Source organism: Streptomyces sp. NPDC051018, assembly GCF_044456085.1.
Lineage (GTDB): Bacteria > Actinomycetota > Actinomycetes > Streptomycetales > Streptomycetaceae > Streptomyces.
Map to the genome: position 1 here is coordinate 1 of NZ_JBITFN010000028.1, position 18,095 is coordinate 18,095.

An 18,095-nucleotide genomic window follows, 5' to 3' on the forward strand; every position below is an offset into this window, starting at 1 on the left:
GACGCTCCATCGCTCATGACAGCCAGAGTGCCAGCCGGACTCACCCCCGACACCGACCCGACCACCTTGACCAAACCCATAGGGGCACCCCCCCCACCGGATCGTCGTAACCACCGGGCCCTTCGCCGACGTACCCCGGGCTGCGCTCTGAAGGCGTCTCAGCGAACCCGGTGAGTGCGCTGCGACACCTCCGAACCCCGGAGTAAACCTCTGCATATCAGCCTGAATTGGCACTTTTCTCTGCGTAGGGAGGGTTCCACATGTGTTGCCTGGGACGCCTTCTGAGTTTTCGGGGCCGTTGTGCCGTATCTCCCGGCGACCGACTGATGCGACCAGGGGCAAGCCGACCGACCTCAAGCCCTCCGACCAACGAGCTGACCAACCACCTGGCCGACTCCCCCCACCGACCCCGCCGCCGGCACCACCGCCCGTGCCGCGGCGGCCACCGCAACGACGACAACACCCCCCCCCACGACCGACAGGAAAAGGTGACGAAGGATGCCCTTCCGTTCTGTCATCGCGGCGCTGCGTTCTCACAGAAGCAGACACCGGACCAGACAACGAGGGGGCCCCGGTGCGAGCGCGCGCCCGGGGCCCGCCGTACCCCATCCGACAGGCGCGGACTCCGACTCGGAAGCGGAATCCGGAACGACCCCGTCCAGCCGCGTGAAGGCACGCCACAGGGCGGGAAATGAGAATGCTCTCCTCTTTCATTCACCCGTTCGATCCACCGCGCAGACTCTCCGCATGAGGCTGAGAAAAGCGAATTTGGTGATCACGGCGGTGTGCGCCCTCGCGGGCGCCGGGATGGTGGCGGGACGTGTCTGGGCAGGGAATCCGGAACCTCTGGACCTCGGCCCCGTCATCATCGTGCAGAAGACGAGCCCGCAGCCGGAAGAGCCCTCCGAGCCGCTGCCGTCGGCGACGTCGAGAACCTCGGCCCCCCCACCGCCGACCACATCCTCACCACCACCCTCCTACGACCCGCCCCCGTACGTACCGTCCAAGCCCCCGCTCTCCCAAGGGTCCGGGGGCAGCCCTGCGGGAACCCCCACTCCGCCGCACAGCACGGACGAGCCCACACCGTCCACGCCGCTTCCCCGTCCTGGTTCGGGTTCGGACGACGACGGTGACGACGGCGATGACGGAGGCATCGGTGGCGGTGGCGGTGGCGGCAGCGGAGGAGACTCCGATGACAAGCGATGAGAGGTAGACGTGCGGCGGCGCACAGCAAGCGCGAGATCACGGATCGTCGGCTGGATGCTCCTTCTGGTGGGAGCGGCACTGGCCGCTCCCACGGTGGGGCTCACCGTGGTCTGGCAGGCACAGCTCGACAACAAGGTCGACGCCCAGCTCCAGCAGGAGGTGAAACAGTTGCGTACACACGCTCGGGTGGAATCGCGGAAGCCGGGTACCGACAGCGCGACTCTCCTGCGCACCTACATGATGAATTACCTCCCCAACCGGGACGCGACGTTCTTCAGCATCGTGGACGGCAGGGCCGATCTGTGTAGCCCGAACGTGGATGACGCCCCCGTACGGCTCGACAAGGACCCTGAGGTCGTCCGCGAACTGTCCTCGGTCAGAGGCGGGCGGGACACCCGGGTCGGCTGGCTCGACTCGGCCGCGGGCAAGGTGCGTTACGGCGTCGTGCCGGTGAAGGTCGCCGGTGACAACCGTGATGTACGCCTGGTGATCCTGGAGTTCCGCGACCGTCAGCTCAGCGAGGAGCGGAAGCTGGCGAAGCTGCTGCTGATCACCGGGTTCGGCGCACTGGTGCTCGCGGGCTTCGCCTGCTGGCTGGTGGCGGGACGGATCCTGGCCCCGGTGCGGCTGGTACGGCAGACGGCCGCCAGGATCAGCGAGTCGGATCTGACCCAGCGGCTCGATGTACGGGGTGACGACGACGTCGCCGCGCTGGCGCACACCTTCAACCACATGCTGGACCGGCTGGAGCGGGCCTTCACCACGCAGCGCCGGTTCCTCGACGAGGTGGGGCACGAACTGCGTACGCCCATCACCGTCGTACGGGGACACCTGGAGCTGATGGAGCAGGGCTCGGGCGACTGGGCGAGGGAGTGGGACACCACCCGCGCGCTCGTGGTCGACGAACTCGACCGGATGAGCCGGATCGTGGACGACCTGCTGCTGCTGGCCAGGGCGGAGCGCCCGGACTTCCTCACCGTGGGGGAGACCAATCTGACCGATCTGATCGTGGACGTGGTCGCCAAGGCGCGCGCCCTCGGCCCCCGGCACTGGCGGGTGGCGGCCGTTTCCGAGGCGACCGTCCTGGTCGACGGACAGCGGCTCACCCAGGGCCTGATCCAGCTGGCGGCCAACGCGGTCCGGCACACGCTGGACGGCGACCTGATCGAGATGGGATCGGCGGTACGGGAGGGGCGGGTGCTTCTGTGGGTCCGTGACACCGGACCCGGAGTGGGACCCGTGGACCGCGAACGGATCTTCGGCCGGTTCGTCCAGGCGGGCCGGGTCACCTCACCCGCCCAGGCCGGTACCGGTATCGGGCTGGGGCTCGCGATCGTGCGGGAGATCGCCCAGGCGCACGGCGGGACCGCGTGGGTGGAGGACGCGGATACCGGTGGTGCCCGTTTTGTACTGGACTTGCCGGCTTACTTCCCTTGGCAGAGAGGACATCATGCAACGGATTCTGATAGCGGAGGACGAGGCAGGAATCGCTTCCTTCGTCGAAAAGGGCTTGCGGAGCAACGGGTTCGTCACGGCGGTGGTGAGTGACGGCCTGTCGGCATATGAGCACGCCAGAGCCGGTGACTGCGACCTGATGATCTTGGATCTCGGGCTTCCCGCGGTCGACGGCCTGACCGTCCTGCGCAAGCTTCGTGAGCTTCGCGTCACACTTCCGGTGGTCATCTTGACGGCCCGGGACAGCGTCTCGGACGTCGTGGCGGGACTCGAAGGAGGGGCGGACGACTACATTTCCAAGCCGTTCGCCTTCGAGGAATTACTGGCACGGGTGCGGCTGCGGCTGCGCGGTGAGGGCGGACCCGAGGCATCCGTGCTCCGGGTGGGCGACCTCGTCCTCGATCTGCGTACGCGCAGGGTCCATGTGGAGGGGCGGGTGGCCGAGCTCTCGGCGCGTGAGTTCGCTCTGGCCGAAGTATTCCTGCGAAATCCCGACCAGGTCCTGACGCGGGAGCAACTGCTGAGTCGCGTCTGGGGGTTCGACTACGACCCGGGGTCGAACATCGTCGATGTATATGTGAGGTATCTGCGGCGCAAGCTCGGACCCGACCGGGTGGAGACCATCCGGGGGGTCGGATACCGGCTCCGGGCCTGAGTCCGGCGTATCGACAAGTACCTGTTTTTTACTGTATTTCCCGCACTACCGGTGTCATATGATTCCTACCGCTTCATCTGTTTCCTGATCCGCGGCAAATCGGGCTCGCGCCCGAGGTGACGATGTCCATCTCTTTACCTTGACGATGGCCCTGTGACCTGCCGGGGTGTGGGTCGGCAGCCCCGTTCACGGGGCCCGGCCCACCTGCCTGACATCGTTGTCACAGCGGTGAGAACTCTCTCACTGTGATCTCACAGATGGCTCATGACGCGGGCGCATGCTTCACGGCCAAGACATCCACCCCGGATGTCTCTGCCATCCCAGCTGCCCAAGCTGGATCAGCGAGGAGCGTGACATGAAGCGACTGCTCACCAACGCCCGTAACTTCCGCCACCGTGTAGCCCCCGAGAGCGAGACCTTCCGGCGTTTTGCCGCCGGCCAGACCCCGGGGACGCTGTTCATCAGCTGCTCCGACTCCCGGGTCATCCCCGCCCTCATCACGGGTGCCGTCCCCGGTGAGGTCTTCGAGCTGCGCAACGCCGGAAACATCATCTCCCCGTACGAGCCCAAGCGGGAGTCCGCCGAGGCCGCCACCATCGAGTACGCGGTCCAGGTCCTGAAGGTCCGGGACATCATCGTCTGCGGTCACTCGCACTGCGGAGCCGTCGGCGCCCTGGCCAACGACCAGGACCTGACCGCACTGCCCAGCGTCGCCCAGTGGGTCGCCTTCGCACGGCCCGCGCTGGCCCCGATGCTGGGAACGCCGCCGGACGACGCGACGCTCGCCAAGTTCGTCCAGCGGCACGTCATGGCGCAGCTGGAGACGCTGCGCAACTACCCGAGCGTCCGGGCCGCCGTGGATGCCGGCCGCCTGAAGCTGCACGGCTGGTACTACCGCGTCGACACCGCGGAGGTCCTTGAGCTCGACGAGCTCCACGGAGTGTTCCACCGGAACTGATTCCCGGGCCCCAACCCGGATCTCACACCCCCCACTCGCATCGGATCGCCGGTCGCGAACCCTCCGGGTGCTACTTACCCGGCGCACCGGTCCCGGATGCGGCGAAAGGAACACTGTGTCAACTGAACGAATACGTCCCGGTGCGGGGCGACACGCGCGAAGGAGCACCGGCGCCAGCCCGTCGCCGACTTCCCCCAAGAAGGCCTCCGCCCGCGGTTCCTTCAGCACTGACTTCATGGCCTCTGTCGTCGTCTTCCTCGTCGCCCTGCCCCTGTGCATCGGCGTCGCGGCTGCCTCGGGCGTGCCCGTCGCCCTCGGCATCATCACCGGCATCATCGGTGGTCTGGTCGTCGGCTTCCTGCCCGGAAGTTCCCTCCAGGTGAGCGGTCCCGCCGCAGGACTCGCCGTGCTCGTCCTGGAGTTCGTGACCGAACACACCGTCGCCATGCTCGGCCCCGTCGTACTGATGAGCGGGCTGCTCCAGATGGGCCTCGGGATGCTCAAGATGGGCCGGGCCTTCCAGTCCATCTCCCTGTCGGTCGTCCAGGGCATGCTCGCCGGTATCGGTCTTCCCCTGATGCTCAGCCAGACGTACGCACTGGTCGACTCCAAGCAGCACGGCACGGCTCCGAAGAACATCGCCGGTCTGCCCGAGCTGGCCTCGGACGTCCTCAACGACCCGCACAAGGTCGGGGCACTGCTCCTCGGTGTGATGGCCGTCGTGGTCTGCTTCCTCTGGTACAAGGTTCCCGCTCCGCTGAGCAAGGTTCCCGCGCCGCTGGTCGTGGTGATGGCCGGCTGTGCGATCGCCGCGCTGCCCGCCCTGGAAGTCAGGAAGGTGAAGGTCGAGAACCTGACCGAAGCCATCAACTTCGTCGGGCCGTCGGACATGGCGGGTCTGTTCGATGTGAAGGTACTGACGATGGTGGTCACCTTCACCGTCATCGCCTCCTGCGAGAGCCTGTTCAGCGCGGCGGCGGTCGACCGTATGCACACCGGCGCGCGGACCGAGTACAACAAGGAACTCTTCGCCCAGGGCGTCGGAAACACGGCGTCCGGTCTGCTCGGCGCGATGCCCCTGACCGCGGTCATCGTCCGCAGCGCCGCCAACGTCAACGCCGGAGCGAAGACCAAGCTCTCCCGCATTCTGCACGGCTTCTGGCTGCTGGCCTTCGCCCTGCTGCTGCCGGGCCTGCTTGGATTCATCCCCATCTGCGTCCTCGCCGGTGTCCTCCTCCACGCGGGCTGGAAGCTCTTCAACCCGCCCGCCTTCGTGAAGATGTGGAAGACGGACCGCGGCGAGGGCCTGGTCATGTTCATCACCACCGGCGCCATCGTGATGACGGACCTCCTGGAGGGCGTGATCGGCGGTCTCGCGGTCGCCGTCGTCCTCACCGCGCTGCGCATGTCCCACATGACCATCCGCAAGACCACGGACGGGGACAGCGCCCGCCTGGAGCTCCACGGCAACGCGACCTTCCTGCGGATGCCGAAGCTGATCGACGCGCTGGCGTCCGTCGCCGACAAGGGCCGGATCGTCGTGGACGCGCGGGGCATCTCGCACCTGGACATGGCCTGCAAGGCCCAGTTGCAGGAGTGGGCCGACCAGCAGCGCAAGTCCGGCCACGAGAACCTGGAACTGCTCATGCCGGGCGAGGAGGCCGAGAAGGCGGCCGAGAAGTCCGAGGAGCAGGAGACGTCCGAGACCCTGGAGCAGGAGCGCGTACCGGCCTCGGTCGGTGCCGAGACCACCGGTGCGGACACGGGTGCCGGCGCCGGCCAGGAACAGCAGCCGCACCCGGGGCAGTACGCGCACCCGGGGCAGCACCAGCACCCGCAGCCGGAGACCTTCCGGCCGTATGTGCCGCAGGCCCAGCCGAGCTTCCAGTTCCAGCACTCCATGGGGCAGGGATACGCACACGGACACATGCCGTACGGGACCCAGTACGCGCGGCAGCACCAGCACGCCCAGCAGCATCAGCACGGCGCCCAAACGTACGGCCGAGGGGCACACCCACAGCCCCAGCACGCTCAGCACTCCCAGCAGGTGCACCTGCCCCACCAGGCGCACGCGATGCACGGCCAGCCGTACCCGCAGTACCAGCACCACCACCAGCAGCAGTACCCGCAGCACCAGGCCCAGCAACAGCCCCAGTACCAGCAGGGGCCGCCTCCCCAGGGGCAGTACCCCGGCCAGCAGTACCCGGGGCAGGGCCAGCCGATGACCGAGGGCTACCCCCAGCAACCGCAGCCCCAGGGATACGGCCAGCCCGGTGACGCCAGTTACTGGGGACCGGAGGACGACTGGGCTGTCCAGGCGTACGGCGAAGGGACGCGCCGATGAAGCGCCCCCTGAGGACGGCCCTGGCGGATGCCCTGTACCTCCGGGAGCTACGGGAACTGCGAGATCTGCGGCACCACCGGCAACAGCACGGCCGGTCCGGGTGCGGCATGGAACCCTGCGGTCTCGCCCTCCAGAGGGCCGAGGCGCGGGAGGAGGACGGCCGACGGGCCGACCACCCGGGCACGGACTACCGGACCCCGGACCGCTGCGAGACGGACGGCGACCGCCGTGGACGCGATTTCCACACGGACGGCCGGCGGCGGACGGGGCAGGGCTCCGGTGAACAGGAGGAGGACACCCTGTTCCTCTTCCTGAAGTCCATGCACCAGTTCCTCACAGCGCCGCAGGACGCTGCGACGGCAGGCCACACGGACTCCGCAGAGCACGCGGAGTCCGTGGGCCGCGCCGACCGGAAGGCGGACGACGGCAACCAGCCGTAGACGCGCCGGCGGCTTCCAGAGCGTCGCCCACGGAACCGACTATCCCCAGGGTCCGTGGGCGACCCCCAGGGCCTTTGAGCGGTAACGCGCTTCCCCCACTAGGCCCTTGAGAGCCCCTTCCACTGTCCCCCGTGCAGGGAGGGGGCTCTCATCCGTCCGCCCGGCCGCCGCCCGGCCGGCGGAACCACAGCTGTCAGGCTGTCTTGACGTGAGGAGGGCTTGACGTCAAGGCAGCCTGACGTTCATGCTGAGCCCATGGCAACTCCCGACGAGCTGGAACGCCACCTCACCCTGCTGACCGCGGTCGCCCGCTATGACGCACTGCGCACCCGCGACGCCCTCGCGACACCGCCCGGCGGCCATGACGACCCCGAAGACACCGGGCCGCTCGACCCGGACGCCGGCCCCCTCACCCGGGCCGAGGCGCTGGAACTCCTCGCGCTGGGCGAGCTGATCGCCCGTAAGGCGGGATACGGCCGCCAGCTGTCCGTGCGCTCCGCCCGCCGCGCGGGCGCCTCCTGGTCCCAGATCGGCGCGGCCCTCGGTACCAGCAAGCAGGCCGCCTGGGAGGCCCACAGCCGCTGGATCGACGAGCAGTCCGAGCAGCGCCGGGACGAGGGGCAGTGGGGCCTGGACGGGCCCGGAACGGCCGCCGCCCGCTCCCTGGCCGGTGAGTCCCCGGAGCGGGACGGGTGAGGAACACCCCGCGATACGCCCTCCGGGGAGCGGAGCGCCGAAGGGGGGAACTGCCGGTCCCGGGCGTCGGGGAGGCGCCCCGGCCGGAGTTCTCCGCGGGCCGTCCGACGGCTCCCGGGGGCGGCGCACGTCGGAACCGTCCGGCTCCGGTGCCGTTCAGGAGACCGGCAGATCCGCCGGGAGCCTCCCCGGACGGGGAGTGAGACGGGCGCGGGCCGCACGGATCGAGCGGCGGTCCTCGCCGGGACCCGCCCCCGGACCCGGCAGCAGCGGGAGGACCGCGCTGCGGCCGGACCGTACCGCCTCGTGGCCGCGTGCGATCACCGACAGACTCTGCCCGGGACCGGCCTCGACGAGCAGCCGCTCACCGTCCGCGAGAATCCGCTCCAGCGTCGGCCAGAACAGCACCGGAGCCGTCGGATGGCCCGCCCAGAACGCGGGATCGGCCGCCTCGCCCGGGCTCAGCGGCCGGGTGGTGTACGAGGAGTACAGGGGCTTTCGCGGGGCCGTCGGCCCCAGCTCGCGGATCAGCGACTCGGTCCGCTCCCTCAGGGGCGCCAGCGCCGGGCTGTGGAATGGGGTACGGGTGGCGAGCGGACGGCTCGTCAGCCCGTCCGCCGCGAGCCGGCGCGCCACCGCGCGCAGCGGTTCGTCGCACCCGGACAGTACGGTGTGCCGGGGCCCGTTGACCGCGCCGACGACCACACCGTCCCCGAGATAGGGCGCCAGCTCGTCCGGGGTGGCCACCACGGCGAGCATCCCGCCCGCGGGGACCGTACGCTGCATCCGTACGCGCTCCCACAGCAGCCGTACCGCGTCCTCCAGCCGGAAGACCCCCGTGAGGGTGGCCGCGACGAACTCGCCCATGCTGTGCCCGAGATACACGTCCGGACGCAGCCCCCAGCTCTCGGCCAGCCGCCCCATCGCATAGGCGACCGCGAACAGCAGCGGAGCCGACCGGCTGTCGGCGTCGAGCGCCTCGGCCGGATCGCCCGCCAGCCAGTCGGACCGCGCGGCCTCGCACTCCGGGCCGAGCAGGCCGAGGACGGAGTCGACCGCGTCGGTGAAGACCGGCTCGTGCCCGTACAGCCCGGCGGCCATGCCCGGATGCTGTGCCCCCGTCCCCGGGAACATCAGGACCACCGAGCGCCGATGAAGGAGTGTCATGCCCTCCAGGCTGGGGCCCCGGGCCGGTCGGCGCTCCACCGACACGTACGGAAGCCGTCGATTCCGCCCAGGACGCGCCCGCATGGTCCCGCGAGGCACGGAGACGCACCGGAAAACGCCTGCGGCTCCCGGCCGGCCGGGACACCGGACGCGGGGCGCATGGGACCCGAGGCCCCCGGCGCCCGGGACCTCACGCGGGCCTCTTCCTCATCAGGAACAGCCCCGCCCCCGACCCGACCGCCACCAGGGCGGTGCTCAGGTTCACCGCGAGCCGGGTGCCGCCCTCGAAGAGGAAGCCGCCGCAGATATTGGCGGCCAGGCCGACCGAGAGCAGGAACCAGAGCACGCGCTTCATCGGGGGTCCTTCCGGAACGGGAACACTGTTGATCTCCACGGCCAACGATGGCATTTCCGGAACGGCCCGGCCGAGGGGGCCGCCCACCCGGTGCGTGGTGGAGCGGGCTCCACCACGCACCGGGTGCCCTCTCCCGGTTCACCGCCGATCCGGTCGTTTACGCTGGTCGGCGTGGACGAGACGGTACGGCGGGCGGGCCTGGCGACGGGCCGGCTGCTGACGACGGCCGTACTCGCCCTGCTGTCGTCCTTCTTCCTCCCGGTCCTGATGTTCACCGTCGTCGCCACGGTCATCGTGATCGGCGCGGGCGTGCTGCCCGAAACGGTTCTCCTGCTGCGCCGTGTCGCCGGCTACAAGCGGCGGCTGACCGGCTCCTGGACCGGGGAACCGGTCCCGGAGGCGTATCCGCCGCTCACCGGGGACCTCGCCGAGCGGGTGCGGGCGGCGCTCCGGGACCCCGGCACCTACCGCGATCTGCGCTGGCTCGGCGCCCACTTCCTGTACGGCTGGCTCCTGGTCTTCGTGGCGCTGATCGTTTGGATCGCGGGGCTCATCGTCGACGGGATGTGGTGCGGCGCCCTGGGCCGCCGGGCGGTCGTACTGCCGATGGTCGAACGCCTCGCCCGTCTCGACCAGTCCTGGTCGCGCGCCCTGCTGGAGCCCTCGCCCGACGCCCGCCGCAGCGCGGAGCTCTCCCAGCGGGTCGAGCAGCTGACCGTCACCCGCGCCGGGGCCGTCGCCGCCCACGGCGCCGAACTGCGCCGTATCGAACGCGATCTGCACGACGGCACCCAGGCCCGGCTGGTCGCCCTCTCCATCAGGACCTAGCCAGGGGACGCCCTGCTTTGGCGGGGTGGGGGATGGCTTCTCTGGGCTGCTTTGACCTCAACTCGGTGCACGGATCTGCACTGTTCACCTGTACCACCTCTCCGCCGCACTAGACCTGTTGCGTGTGTATAGTGATCGCGTGGCTGTGACCAGGAAGGTTCGCCGGTTCTCCGGCGGCGTGTACGATCTCGGGCTCCACGTGGTGTGGTGCCCGAAGTACCGCCGTCCGGTCCTCGGTGGCCGGGTCGCGGAACGACTGGACGAGCTGATCCGGCAGAAGGCAGACGAGCGCGGGTGGGAGATCATCGCGCTTGAGGTGATGCCGGACCAGGTGCACCTGTTCGTGAAGCACGACCCGAAGTCGTCGGCCTCGTACGTGGCGAACCAGTTCAAGGGTTTCACCTCCCGCATGCTGCGGGCGGAGTTCCCGCACCTGAAGTCGCGGATGCCCACCTTGTGGTCGTCGTCGTACTTCGCCGCCTCGGTCGGTGCCGTGAGTGCGGCGACGGTGGAGAAGTACATCCACACCCAGTGGGAACGGCCCTGGAAGAAGGACAAGGAGGCGCAGGGTTGATACGCGCCTACAAGTTCCTTCTCAGGCCCACGGCCGGGCAGGAAGCCGCGCTGCGTGCGATGCTGGCCGACCACTGTTCGCTCTACAACGGGGCCTTGCAGGAACGCCGGGACGCCTGGCGGCACAGCTCGAAGACCTCGATCACGTACGGGGACCAGTCCGTGCAGCTCAAGGAGATCCGGACGTTCGACCCGGAGCGCCAGGGCCGCTGGTCGTTCTCGTCTCAGCAGGCCACCTTGCGCCGTCTGGACAAGGCGTTCGCCGCGTTCTTCCGGCGGGTGAAGGCCGGGGAGAAGCCGGGATACCCGCGCTTCAAAGGCGTCGGGCAATTCGGCACCGTCACGTTCCCGAGGGACGGGGACGGCTGCGGCTGGGACTCCACCCCGCACGACCAGCAGGTCCGGGTGCGCCTGCAAGGCGTGGGGCACATTCGCGTGCACCGGCACCGGCCCGTGAAGGGCCGCGTGAAGACGATCAGTGTCAAGCGGGAAGGGCGCCGCTGGTACGTCGTCCTCGTCTGCGACAACGTTCCGGCCGAACCGCTTCCGACCGCGGGCAGTATCGTCGGCATCGACATGGGAACGGTGCACTTCTTCACCGACTCCCACGGCGTGCACGTCGAGAATCCCAAGTTCCTCGACAAGATGGCCGCCGAGCTGACCGCAGCCCAGCAGTACCTTGCAACGTTCCCCAAGCGCACCCGCCGACGGACGAAGAGGCACCGCGCTGCCGCCCGGAAGGTCGCCAGGCTGTACGCGAAGATCCGGCGTCAGCGGCTCGACCACCACCACAAGCAGGCGCTCGCCCTGGTCCGAGAGCACGACATGGTCGGGCACGAGAGGCTGAACACAGCGGGCATGACCAAGGCGCCCGCGCCCAAGCCCGACCCCGAGAACGACGGCGCGTTCCTGCCGAACGGTGCCGCCGCCAAGGCCGGGCTCAACAAGAGCATCCTCGACGCGGGTTGGGGGCAGTTCTTCGGAATCCTGGCGAACAAGGCTGAGAGTGCCGGTCGCCGAGTGATCCCGGTGGACGCCCGCAACACCTCCCGCACCTGCCCGCCGGCCGCCGGAGGCTGCGGGCACGTCGCGAAGGAGAACCGCGTCACCCAAGCGAAGTTCGAGTGCACCGCGTGCGGGTTCGTTGAGAACGCCGACCGCGTGGGTGCGCTGAACGTCCTGCACAGGGCCGGGCTGGTCCTCTGCGACGGTGCTTAGCCACCGAACCAGGAAGCCCGCGACTTCAGTCCTGGGTGGAGTCATCAGCACCATCCGCAGGGTGCCGTCTGCTCGTGCCGATCAGCCGCAGCATCGCGAACTCCCGGCCGCGCGCGCTCGTCGCCATCACCAGTGTGTTGACCACGGCGATCAGGATGTACAGCAGCAACAGCGCGTTGACGATCAGATTCACTTACGACCCCTGGACGACCTGCCCCTGCCGCAGCGCGGCGAAGGCTTCCGCGTCCCGTACCTCCAGCGCCGGCGTCCGGGCGGCCAGCCCGTCGAGTGCCGCACGCACCTGCGCCCGTGCCCCCTCGCCGGCCCGTACCAGCAGCGCCGAGTCCAGTCCGCCGGTGGTGTGCCGGGACAGCAGCGGGCGGGGGAGCGTGACATCGCCGAAGCCCAGACCGTTGCCGTACACCGCCACCACCCGGAGCCTCTTGCGCACCCCGTCGCCCAGATGGACATCGGCGCTGTCGCCGACATCCAGCCCGGCCGTGCCGGCGGCCGTCCGGCTCAGCGCCACACTCTCACCCGTCAGCCCGTCCAGCGAGCCCTCCCGCACATCGAGATCGAGGGTCCGGGACAGCCGTGCCGGATCGACCCCCTGGGCGCCGAACGACTCGGTCCGCCGCTGGTCGAAGTCCTTGAACTCGATCATCACCTGGGAGCGGGCCACCGCGGTGGCGGCCGAGACCCCGGGGATCTCCCGGACCGAACGGGCGAGTTCCGGCGACAGCCCGGGTCCGTCGGCGGTCAGCACATGGTCCGCGACGACCCCCCGGGCCGTCTGCTCCGCCGCCTCCGCCTCGACGGTGGACAGGGTGGAGAGCTGGAGCAGCGCCATCGCCGCGGCGAGCGCCAGCGGAACGACCGCGCCGCTCAGACGGCGGGCGTTCGCCGCGCTGTTCGCGGCGGCGAGATACCCGCTGACCCGGGACCGGGCCAGCAGCGGGCCCGCCGCCCGCGCCGCGAACGCCACCAGCCGGGGGCCGAGGAGCGCCGTGCCGGTCATCAGGACCAGCAGCGAACCGCCGGCCGCGGCCGGCGCCGCCTGCCCCGGCACCGCCAGCGGCAGCGCGACGGAGCCGGTGAGCCCCAGCAGCAGAAGCAGCCGCCCGGCGTTCAGCCGTACCCGCCCCACGTGCCCGGTGTCGGCCTGGGAGGCGCCCAGCGCCTCCACCGGCCGGGTCCCGGCGATACGGAACGCCGCGATGTACCCCGCCAGCCGCGCCCCCAGCACACACAGCACCACCGACGCCAGTGCCGGAAGCGGGTGGTACGACAGCGGGAAGTCGGACGGCATCGCCCCGGCCGCGGCGAACGCGTCCCGCAGCCACCCCGCGACCGGGTACCCCTGCGCCGACCCCAGCAGCGCACCGGCCAGGGACACCAGCAGGGTCTCTCCGCCGATCAGCCGGTGGATCTGCCGGGGCGTGGCCGCGATCGCCCGCAGCATCGCCAGCTCCCGGCGGCGCTGGTGCACGCCCAGACCCAGGGTGGAGGAGACCACGAAGACCACGATCCCCAGGGCCGTACCGCCGAAGGCCGCGGACAGCCCCACGAGGAAGCCGCGCGACTGCCCCACGTCCAGGAACTCCAGATCGCCGATCCGCTGCCCGGTGTACACCTCGGTGCCGGGCAGCGCCTTCCCGAGCCGCTCCGCGAGCGCCCCGGCTTCCGTACCCGGCTCCCCGAGCACACCGATCGCCGTGAGCCGGCCCGGATCCGGTGAGAGCGCCGCGGCCTCGGCGTCGGTGAGGAACACCGCCGACTGCCGGTCCACCCCGGAGACCAGGCCGACGACCCGGTACGAGCCCGGGGTCGTCCCCACCGACAGACGCGCCGTGTCACCGACCCCGAGCCCCGCCCGCCGCGCGAGAGAGGCGTCGAGCACCGCGTCCCCGGCGGTACGGGGCTCACCGCCCTCCGTCAGCCGGAACGGCCCCAGCGCGGCCGACGACCAGCCGTGCCCGTACAGCGGTTCGTCCAGCGGGACCGGGCGGCCCCGCCCGTCCGCGATGCCCATCTCCACCGCCCGATCGGCGACCACGGCCCGGACACCCGGCACCCCGGCCGCCTCGCGGACCAGCCCGGCGGGCACGGTGACCCGTTCGGCGTGCGCCGGGTCGAAGTCCTCGGCGACGTCCAGGTGCTGCCGTCCGCCGACCATGACGGTCGCGTCCGCGTACCGCTCGGGCGACACCCCGGACATGAGCCCCGACATCAGCAGGACACCGCAGGCCGTGACGACCGCGGCCCCGCAGAACAGGGCGGCGAAGGCGGCGGCGAACCCGCCCTTGCGATGCTTGATCGTGCTCCACGCGATGTCGAACACGGCCGTTCGCCGGTTCCCGAGGTGCGTCATACGGTCGGCGATCCGCTCGGCCGTCGGCCCGACCATCTCCCCGGCTGGCCGGCCGTCGGCCAGGAACACCACCGAGTCCGCGTACGAGGCCGCGACCGGGTCGTGCGTCACCATCAGCACGGTCTGCCCGGTCTCGTCGACGATCTGCCGGAACAGCCTCAGGACCTCCTGACCGGTCGCGGTGTCCAGGGCGCCCGTCGGCTCGTCCGCGAGCAGCGCGTCGGGCCGGGTCACCAGCGCACGCGCGACGGCCACCCGCTGCTGCTGCCCGCCGGACAGCTCGTGCGGCCTGCGGTCGAGCCGGCCGCTCTCCCGACCCGGCCGACGACCTCCCGCAGCCACTCCTCGTCCACGGGCTTCCCGGCGAGCCGGGGGACGAGCGTGATGTTCTGACGTACCGACAGCGCCGACATCAGGTTGTACGCCTGGAACACATAGCCGATCCGCTCCCTGCGCACCGCCGTCAGCGCCGACTCCTTCAGGCCCGACAGCTCGGTCTCCCCGAGGTAGACCCGCCCGGAGGTCGGCCGGTCGAGCCCGGCGAGCGTGTGCAGGAACGTGCTCTTGCCCGATCCGGACGGCCCCATGACCGCGGTGAACGACCCGCGCCGCACCCCGAGGGTGACATCCCGCAGCGCGGTGACGGCCGTGTCCCCCGTGCCGTAGATCCTGGTCACGGACTCCAGCCGCAGTGCGGGTCCGCCCGTGTCCACCGCGTTCGCGGACGAGTGGAAAGCCGTTGTCATCGATTCACGCCCTTCGTTTGCCTTCGGGATCACGCTAGGAAGGGCGGGCGGGCCGGGACGAACCGTCTGTATCCCGTATCGGTGGTGTAGCCCGCTACACCGGAGAACGCCGTGGAGCCCTCCCGGAGGAGGGCTCCACGGCGACGGGACGGGCTGTCAGGGCTTGCGGGCCACCGCCCCGTACGATCCGATGTCGGCGGCGGCGACCGCCGTCTGCTCCGGCCCGGGCCGCCGGCGGTGCAGCTGCGCCACCTCCGGTTCGATCGGCTCCAGGCCGTCGAGGAACGCCGCGACCTGCTCCCGGTCGCGCGTGACGAACGGAACGCCCTTGCTCCGGTACCGGGCCGCCGCCCGGTCGACCTCGTCGGGGGCGAAGTCGGCGGTCGCGGCGGAGATCGCCAGAAAGCTCCCGGAGGGCAGCGGGTCCAGCAGCCGCCGGACCAGGAGCCGGTCGGCGGGCGGCTCGATGAAGTGCAGCATCCCGATGATCGTGAGGGCGACCGGCTGCTTCCGGTCGAGCAGCTTCCGGAACGCCTCCGATTCGGTGATCGTCTCCGGCCGTCGCATGTCCGCGTCGACGTAGGCGGTACGGCCCTCGGGGGAGCTGGTCAGCAGCGCCTGCGCGTGGGCGAGCACGATGGGGTCGTTGTCCACGTACACGACCACCGCGTCCGGCCGCTCCCGCTGGGCGACCTCGTGCAGATTCGGGGAGGTCGGCAGGCCCGTCCCGATGCCGAGGAACTGCCGGACGCCCGCCTCCCGCGCCGGATACCGCACCACGCGCTGGATGAACAGCCGGTTCTGACGGGCTGTCACCCTGATCGCGGGCCAATCCGCGATCAGGGCGGCGCCCGCCTCGGCGTCCACCGGGTAGTGGTCCTTGCCGCCCAGGAGATAGTCGTACGCGCGGGCCGTGTGCGCCCGTGTCGTGTCGACCCGGTCCATCGCGCCGGTCCGGTCGATCGCGCCCCCGTCGTGTCCTGCCATCGCCGCAACTCCCGTCGCTCCGCGGATGGTTCGGGAGTCCAGGGGCGCGCGCGTTCGATGGCCCCGGCACGGCTCCCCGCCGGGGCTCCCCGGTGCCGGCGGGCATCCGGCGGCGGGCGTTCAGGGGAGGGCGCCGGTGCGGTCTCCGGTGATCAGGCGGCCCCGCGCCGGGTCAGTCCGCGGTACGGTCCCGGGGCCGCAGACGCACGGGCAGGTCGACGACGTCATTGCCGATGAAGGAGCGCTGCGGCCGTATCCGCCCGGGATCCACGGCGAGTTCGATCCCGGGGAAGCGCTCGAAGAGCGCGGGCAGCGCGACATCGGCCTCCAGCCGTCCCAGGGGTGCCCCGAGGCAGTAGTGCACGCCGTGCCCGAAGGCCAGGTGCGCCTTGTCCTCGCGGCCGGCGTCGAAGCTGCCGGGATCGGTGTGGACCCCGGGGTCACGGCCGGGGGCGCCGAACCCGATGAGCATCGACTCGCCGGTCCGGATGACGATCCCCTCCCCGAGGTCGATGTCCTCGGTCGCCCAGCGCATCGGCATATGCATGACGGAGGAGTGCAGCCGCAGGGTCTCCTCGATGACCTCCGACCACGGGATCTCCCCGGCCAGGACGGCCTTGAGCTGCTCGCGGTGGGACAGGAGTTCCCGTATCGCGTTGTCGATGAGGGAGATCGCGGTCTGGCTGCCCGCGCCGATCATCAGGAACAGCGTGGACAGCAGCTCCTGCTCGCTGAGACGGTCCTCGTCCTCCTCGCGCGCGGCGAGGAGCAGACTGGTCATGTCGTCGCCGGGTTCCCGCCGCTTCAGCTCGACGAGCGCCCGCACCACGGAGATCAGCTCACGGCTGACGGCGGCGGCCTCCTCCGGCGTGGCACCCGTGTCCGCGACCCTGCCGAAGACCTCCATCATCTCGGCCCTCCGGCCGCCCGGAACCCCGAACAGGTCGCAGATCACCTCGGTCGGCACCCCGTACGAGAACCCGGCCCGCAGGTCCACCGGCTCCTCACCGGCACGCGCCGCCAGGGTGTCCAGCTGACGGGCGACGATCGCCTGTACGCGGGGGCGCATCGCCGCGATCCGCCGGGGCGCGAACGCGGGTCCCACCAGCTTCCGGAGCCGTGTGTGGTCCTGCCCCTCGGCGTTGAACATGGACTCCACGTCCACCCACGGGAACAGCCACTGCACCGTTCCCGGCCGGTACCCCGGTACGGACTTCCTCGCGTCCCTGGTGACACCCGGGTGGGTCAGTAACCGCTTTATCACGTCCCCGCGCGTCACGGACCATGCCACCACCCCTTCGGGCAGAGCCACTCGCACCGCCGGCCCGGCCTCCCTGAGCCGGTCCGTCTGCTCGTACATACGCCGGCCGCCACTGCTGTCGAGCCTCACCGGTTCATGGGTGCGGGGGCTGGTCATGGAGTACCTCCCGTGGCCGTGCGGAATCTGCGGACTTTCCGGGACGAGGCGCGTTTCCTGCCCCTTCATGAAAAGGGACCCCCGGCCCCGGCACCAGACCGCGCGTACGCCCTTTACCGGGACTCCCGCCCCGGGCCGCCCGCCGGATAATCCGGGCTCCGGACCCCGCCGTCCCGCCGGGGACGGCGGCGATCTGCTGCTTCCCGGCGACGCGCGGGGACACCCGGGCCGTACGGCCGAGGAGACCTGGGCCGTACGGGGGAGGGCCCCGGCCTCGGATCGTCCCCCGCCGACTACGCGCCGGCCCTGAAACCGCCGGGCGTCCGGACGTATCCGAACCCCCCGACACCGCGAGCCCCCGCCCTCCCGCGCCCACGCGACGACCTCCGGCCGCCCGCGGTGACTCCGGGCCCGCTGCCTGCTGTTCGCCGCCTGCGGCCGGGGCCCTCGGCCGGAGCGCGCTGCTGCCGGGGGTTTCCCGGCCCGTTCCCGCCCCGGGCGCGGCCGCGAACCCGCCTCGGGGTCAACGCCATGACCGGCCGGCCGCACGGGGAGGACCGGCCTTCACGCATGGGCGGCGCGCCGGGTCCGTACCCCTCGAATTCCCCGATGGCGGGCCCCCGCGTGCTCTCCGGGCGCGCCCCCATGGTGCGGGACGCGCCCGGACTGCTCCTGCGGC

15 protein-coding genes and 1 pseudogene are annotated in these 18,095 nt (G+C 70.9%); 9 read left to right on the forward strand and 7 right to left on the reverse strand.

The window, feature by feature from the left end:
- Positions 1-1,260: 1,260 nt before the first annotated feature.
- From ACIBCM_RS31895 to ACIBCM_RS31920, 6 genes are all read left to right on the forward strand, one after another.
- Positions 1,261-2,754, forward strand: a complete 1,494-nt coding sequence (locus ACIBCM_RS31895; RefSeq protein ID WP_399249376.1) for an ATP-binding protein — start codon at positions 1,261-1,263, stop codon at positions 2,752-2,754.
- Complete coding sequence (locus ACIBCM_RS31900; RefSeq protein WP_361534497.1) at positions 2,657-3,316, forward strand: response regulator transcription factor; 660 nt, start codon at positions 2,657-2,659, stop codon at positions 3,314-3,316. Before ACIBCM_RS31895 ends, ACIBCM_RS31900 begins: the two co-directional genes overlap by 98 nt.
- Before the next feature lie 355 nt (positions 3,317-3,671).
- Entirely contained in the window at positions 3,672-4,274 is a 603-nt protein-coding gene (locus ACIBCM_RS31905; RefSeq protein ID WP_399249378.1) for a carbonic anhydrase, read from the forward strand.
- Positions 4,275-4,509: 235 nt separating this feature from the next.
- Complete coding sequence (locus ACIBCM_RS31910; RefSeq protein ID WP_399249380.1) at positions 4,510-6,618, forward strand: SulP family inorganic anion transporter; 2,109 nt, start codon at positions 4,510-4,512, stop codon at positions 6,616-6,618.
- Entirely contained in the window at positions 6,615-7,058 is a 444-nt protein-coding gene (locus tag ACIBCM_RS31915) for a hypothetical protein (RefSeq protein WP_399249382.1), read from the forward strand. The genes ACIBCM_RS31910 and ACIBCM_RS31915 overlap by 4 nt, the downstream gene beginning before the upstream one ends.
- A gap of 255 nt (positions 7,059-7,313) precedes the next feature.
- Entirely contained in the window at positions 7,314-7,754 is a 441-nt protein-coding gene (locus ACIBCM_RS31920; protein WP_399249384.1) for a hypothetical protein, read from the forward strand.
- A gap of 156 nt (positions 7,755-7,910) precedes the next feature.
- Here the strand turns inward: ACIBCM_RS31920 and ACIBCM_RS31925 are convergent, their stop codons facing one another.
- Positions 7,911-8,921: an acyltransferase domain-containing protein gene (locus ACIBCM_RS31925; RefSeq protein ID WP_399249386.1), complete on the reverse strand. Its 1,011-nt coding sequence runs from the start codon at positions 8,919-8,921 to the stop codon at positions 7,911-7,913.
- A 190-nt stretch (positions 8,922-9,111) separates the two neighbouring features.
- On the reverse strand, positions 9,112-9,276 hold the full coding sequence (locus tag ACIBCM_RS31930) for a hypothetical protein (protein WP_399249388.1): 165 nt from the start codon (positions 9,274-9,276) through the stop codon (positions 9,112-9,114).
- 171 nt (positions 9,277-9,447) lie between these two features.
- On the opposite strand from ACIBCM_RS31930, the gene ACIBCM_RS31935 reads away from it, so the two are divergent.
- The 3 genes from ACIBCM_RS31935 (at position 9,448) to ACIBCM_RS31945 (ending at position 11,895) form a co-directional block, all read left to right on the forward strand.
- Positions 9,448-10,104: a sensor domain-containing protein gene (locus ACIBCM_RS31935; RefSeq protein WP_399249390.1), complete on the forward strand. Its 657-nt coding sequence runs from the start codon at positions 9,448-9,450 to the stop codon at positions 10,102-10,104.
- Positions 10,105-10,243: 139 nt separating this feature from the next.
- Positions 10,244-10,678, forward strand: coding sequence for an IS200/IS605 family transposase (gene tnpA, locus ACIBCM_RS31940; protein WP_399249392.1), 435 nt, complete (start codon positions 10,244-10,246; stop codon positions 10,676-10,678).
- The gene (locus ACIBCM_RS31945; RefSeq protein ID WP_399249394.1) at positions 10,675-11,895 is read left to right on the forward strand and encodes an RNA-guided endonuclease InsQ/TnpB family protein; all 1,221 of its coding nucleotides are present in this window, start codon (positions 10,675-10,677) and stop codon (positions 11,893-11,895) included. The genes tnpA and ACIBCM_RS31945 overlap by 4 nt, the downstream gene beginning before the upstream one ends.
- 25 nt (positions 11,896-11,920) lie before the next feature.
- On the opposite strand, the gene ACIBCM_RS31950 is transcribed toward ACIBCM_RS31945, so the two are convergent.
- From ACIBCM_RS31950 to ACIBCM_RS31970, 5 genes and pseudogenes are all read right to left on the reverse strand, one after another.
- A complete protein-coding gene (locus ACIBCM_RS31950; protein ID WP_399249395.1) occupies positions 11,921-12,088 on the reverse strand; it encodes a hypothetical protein in 168 nt (55 codons plus the stop codon).
- A complete protein-coding gene (locus ACIBCM_RS31955) occupies positions 12,089-14,266 on the reverse strand; it encodes an ABC transporter permease (protein ID WP_399249514.1) in 2,178 nt (725 codons plus the stop codon).
- Positions 14,252-15,012, reverse strand: a pseudogene (locus ACIBCM_RS31960) (ABC transporter ATP-binding protein); the annotation flags it as partial. The gene ACIBCM_RS31955 and the pseudogene ACIBCM_RS31960, both read right to left, overlap by 15 nt.
- Positions 15,013-15,168: 156 nt before the next feature.
- Complete coding sequence (locus ACIBCM_RS31965; protein ID WP_399249397.1) at positions 15,169-15,999, reverse strand: SAM-dependent methyltransferase; 831 nt, start codon at positions 15,997-15,999, stop codon at positions 15,169-15,171.
- 172 nt (positions 16,000-16,171) lie between these two features.
- Complete coding sequence (locus tag ACIBCM_RS31970) at positions 16,172-17,416, reverse strand: cytochrome P450 (protein WP_399249398.1); 1,245 nt, start codon at positions 17,414-17,416, stop codon at positions 16,172-16,174.
- Between the last annotated feature and the right edge of the window lie 679 nt (positions 17,417-18,095).

Excerpts from the sequence above, each read along its gene's own strand:
- ACIBCM_RS31895 (WP_399249376.1), top strand. The coding sequence starts at position 1,261 with ATGCTCCTTCTGGTGGGAGCGGCACTGGCCGCTCCCACGGTGGGGCTC.
- ACIBCM_RS31900 (WP_361534497.1), top strand. The coding sequence starts at position 2,657 with ATGCAACGGATTCTGATAGCGGAGGACGAGGCAGGAATCGCTTCCTTC.
- ACIBCM_RS31905 (WP_399249378.1), top strand. The coding sequence starts at position 3,672 with ATGAAGCGACTGCTCACCAACGCCCGTAACTTCCGCCACCGTGTAGCC.
- ACIBCM_RS31910 (WP_399249380.1), top strand. The coding sequence starts at position 4,510 with ATGGCCTCTGTCGTCGTCTTCCTCGTCGCCCTGCCCCTGTGCATCGGC.
- ACIBCM_RS31915 (WP_399249382.1), top strand. The coding sequence starts at position 6,615 with ATGAAGCGCCCCCTGAGGACGGCCCTGGCGGATGCCCTGTACCTCCGG.
- ACIBCM_RS31920 (WP_399249384.1), top strand. The coding sequence starts at position 7,314 with ATGGCAACTCCCGACGAGCTGGAACGCCACCTCACCCTGCTGACCGCG.
- ACIBCM_RS31925 (WP_399249386.1), bottom strand. The coding sequence starts at position 8,921 with ATGACACTCCTTCATCGGCGCTCGGTGGTCCTGATGTTCCCGGGGACG.
- ACIBCM_RS31930 (WP_399249388.1), bottom strand. The coding sequence starts at position 9,276 with ATGAAGCGCGTGCTCTGGTTCCTGCTCTCGGTCGGCCTGGCCGCCAAT.
- ACIBCM_RS31955 (WP_399249514.1), bottom strand. The coding sequence starts at position 14,266 with ATGACGCACCTCGGGAACCGGCGAACGGCCGTGTTCGACATCGCGTGG.
- ACIBCM_RS31965 (WP_399249397.1), bottom strand. The coding sequence starts at position 15,999 with ATGGCAGGACACGACGGGGGCGCGATCGACCGGACCGGCGCGATGGAC.
- ACIBCM_RS31970 (WP_399249398.1), bottom strand. The coding sequence starts at position 17,416 with ATGACCAGCCCCCGCACCCATGAACCGGTGAGGCTCGACAGCAGTGGC.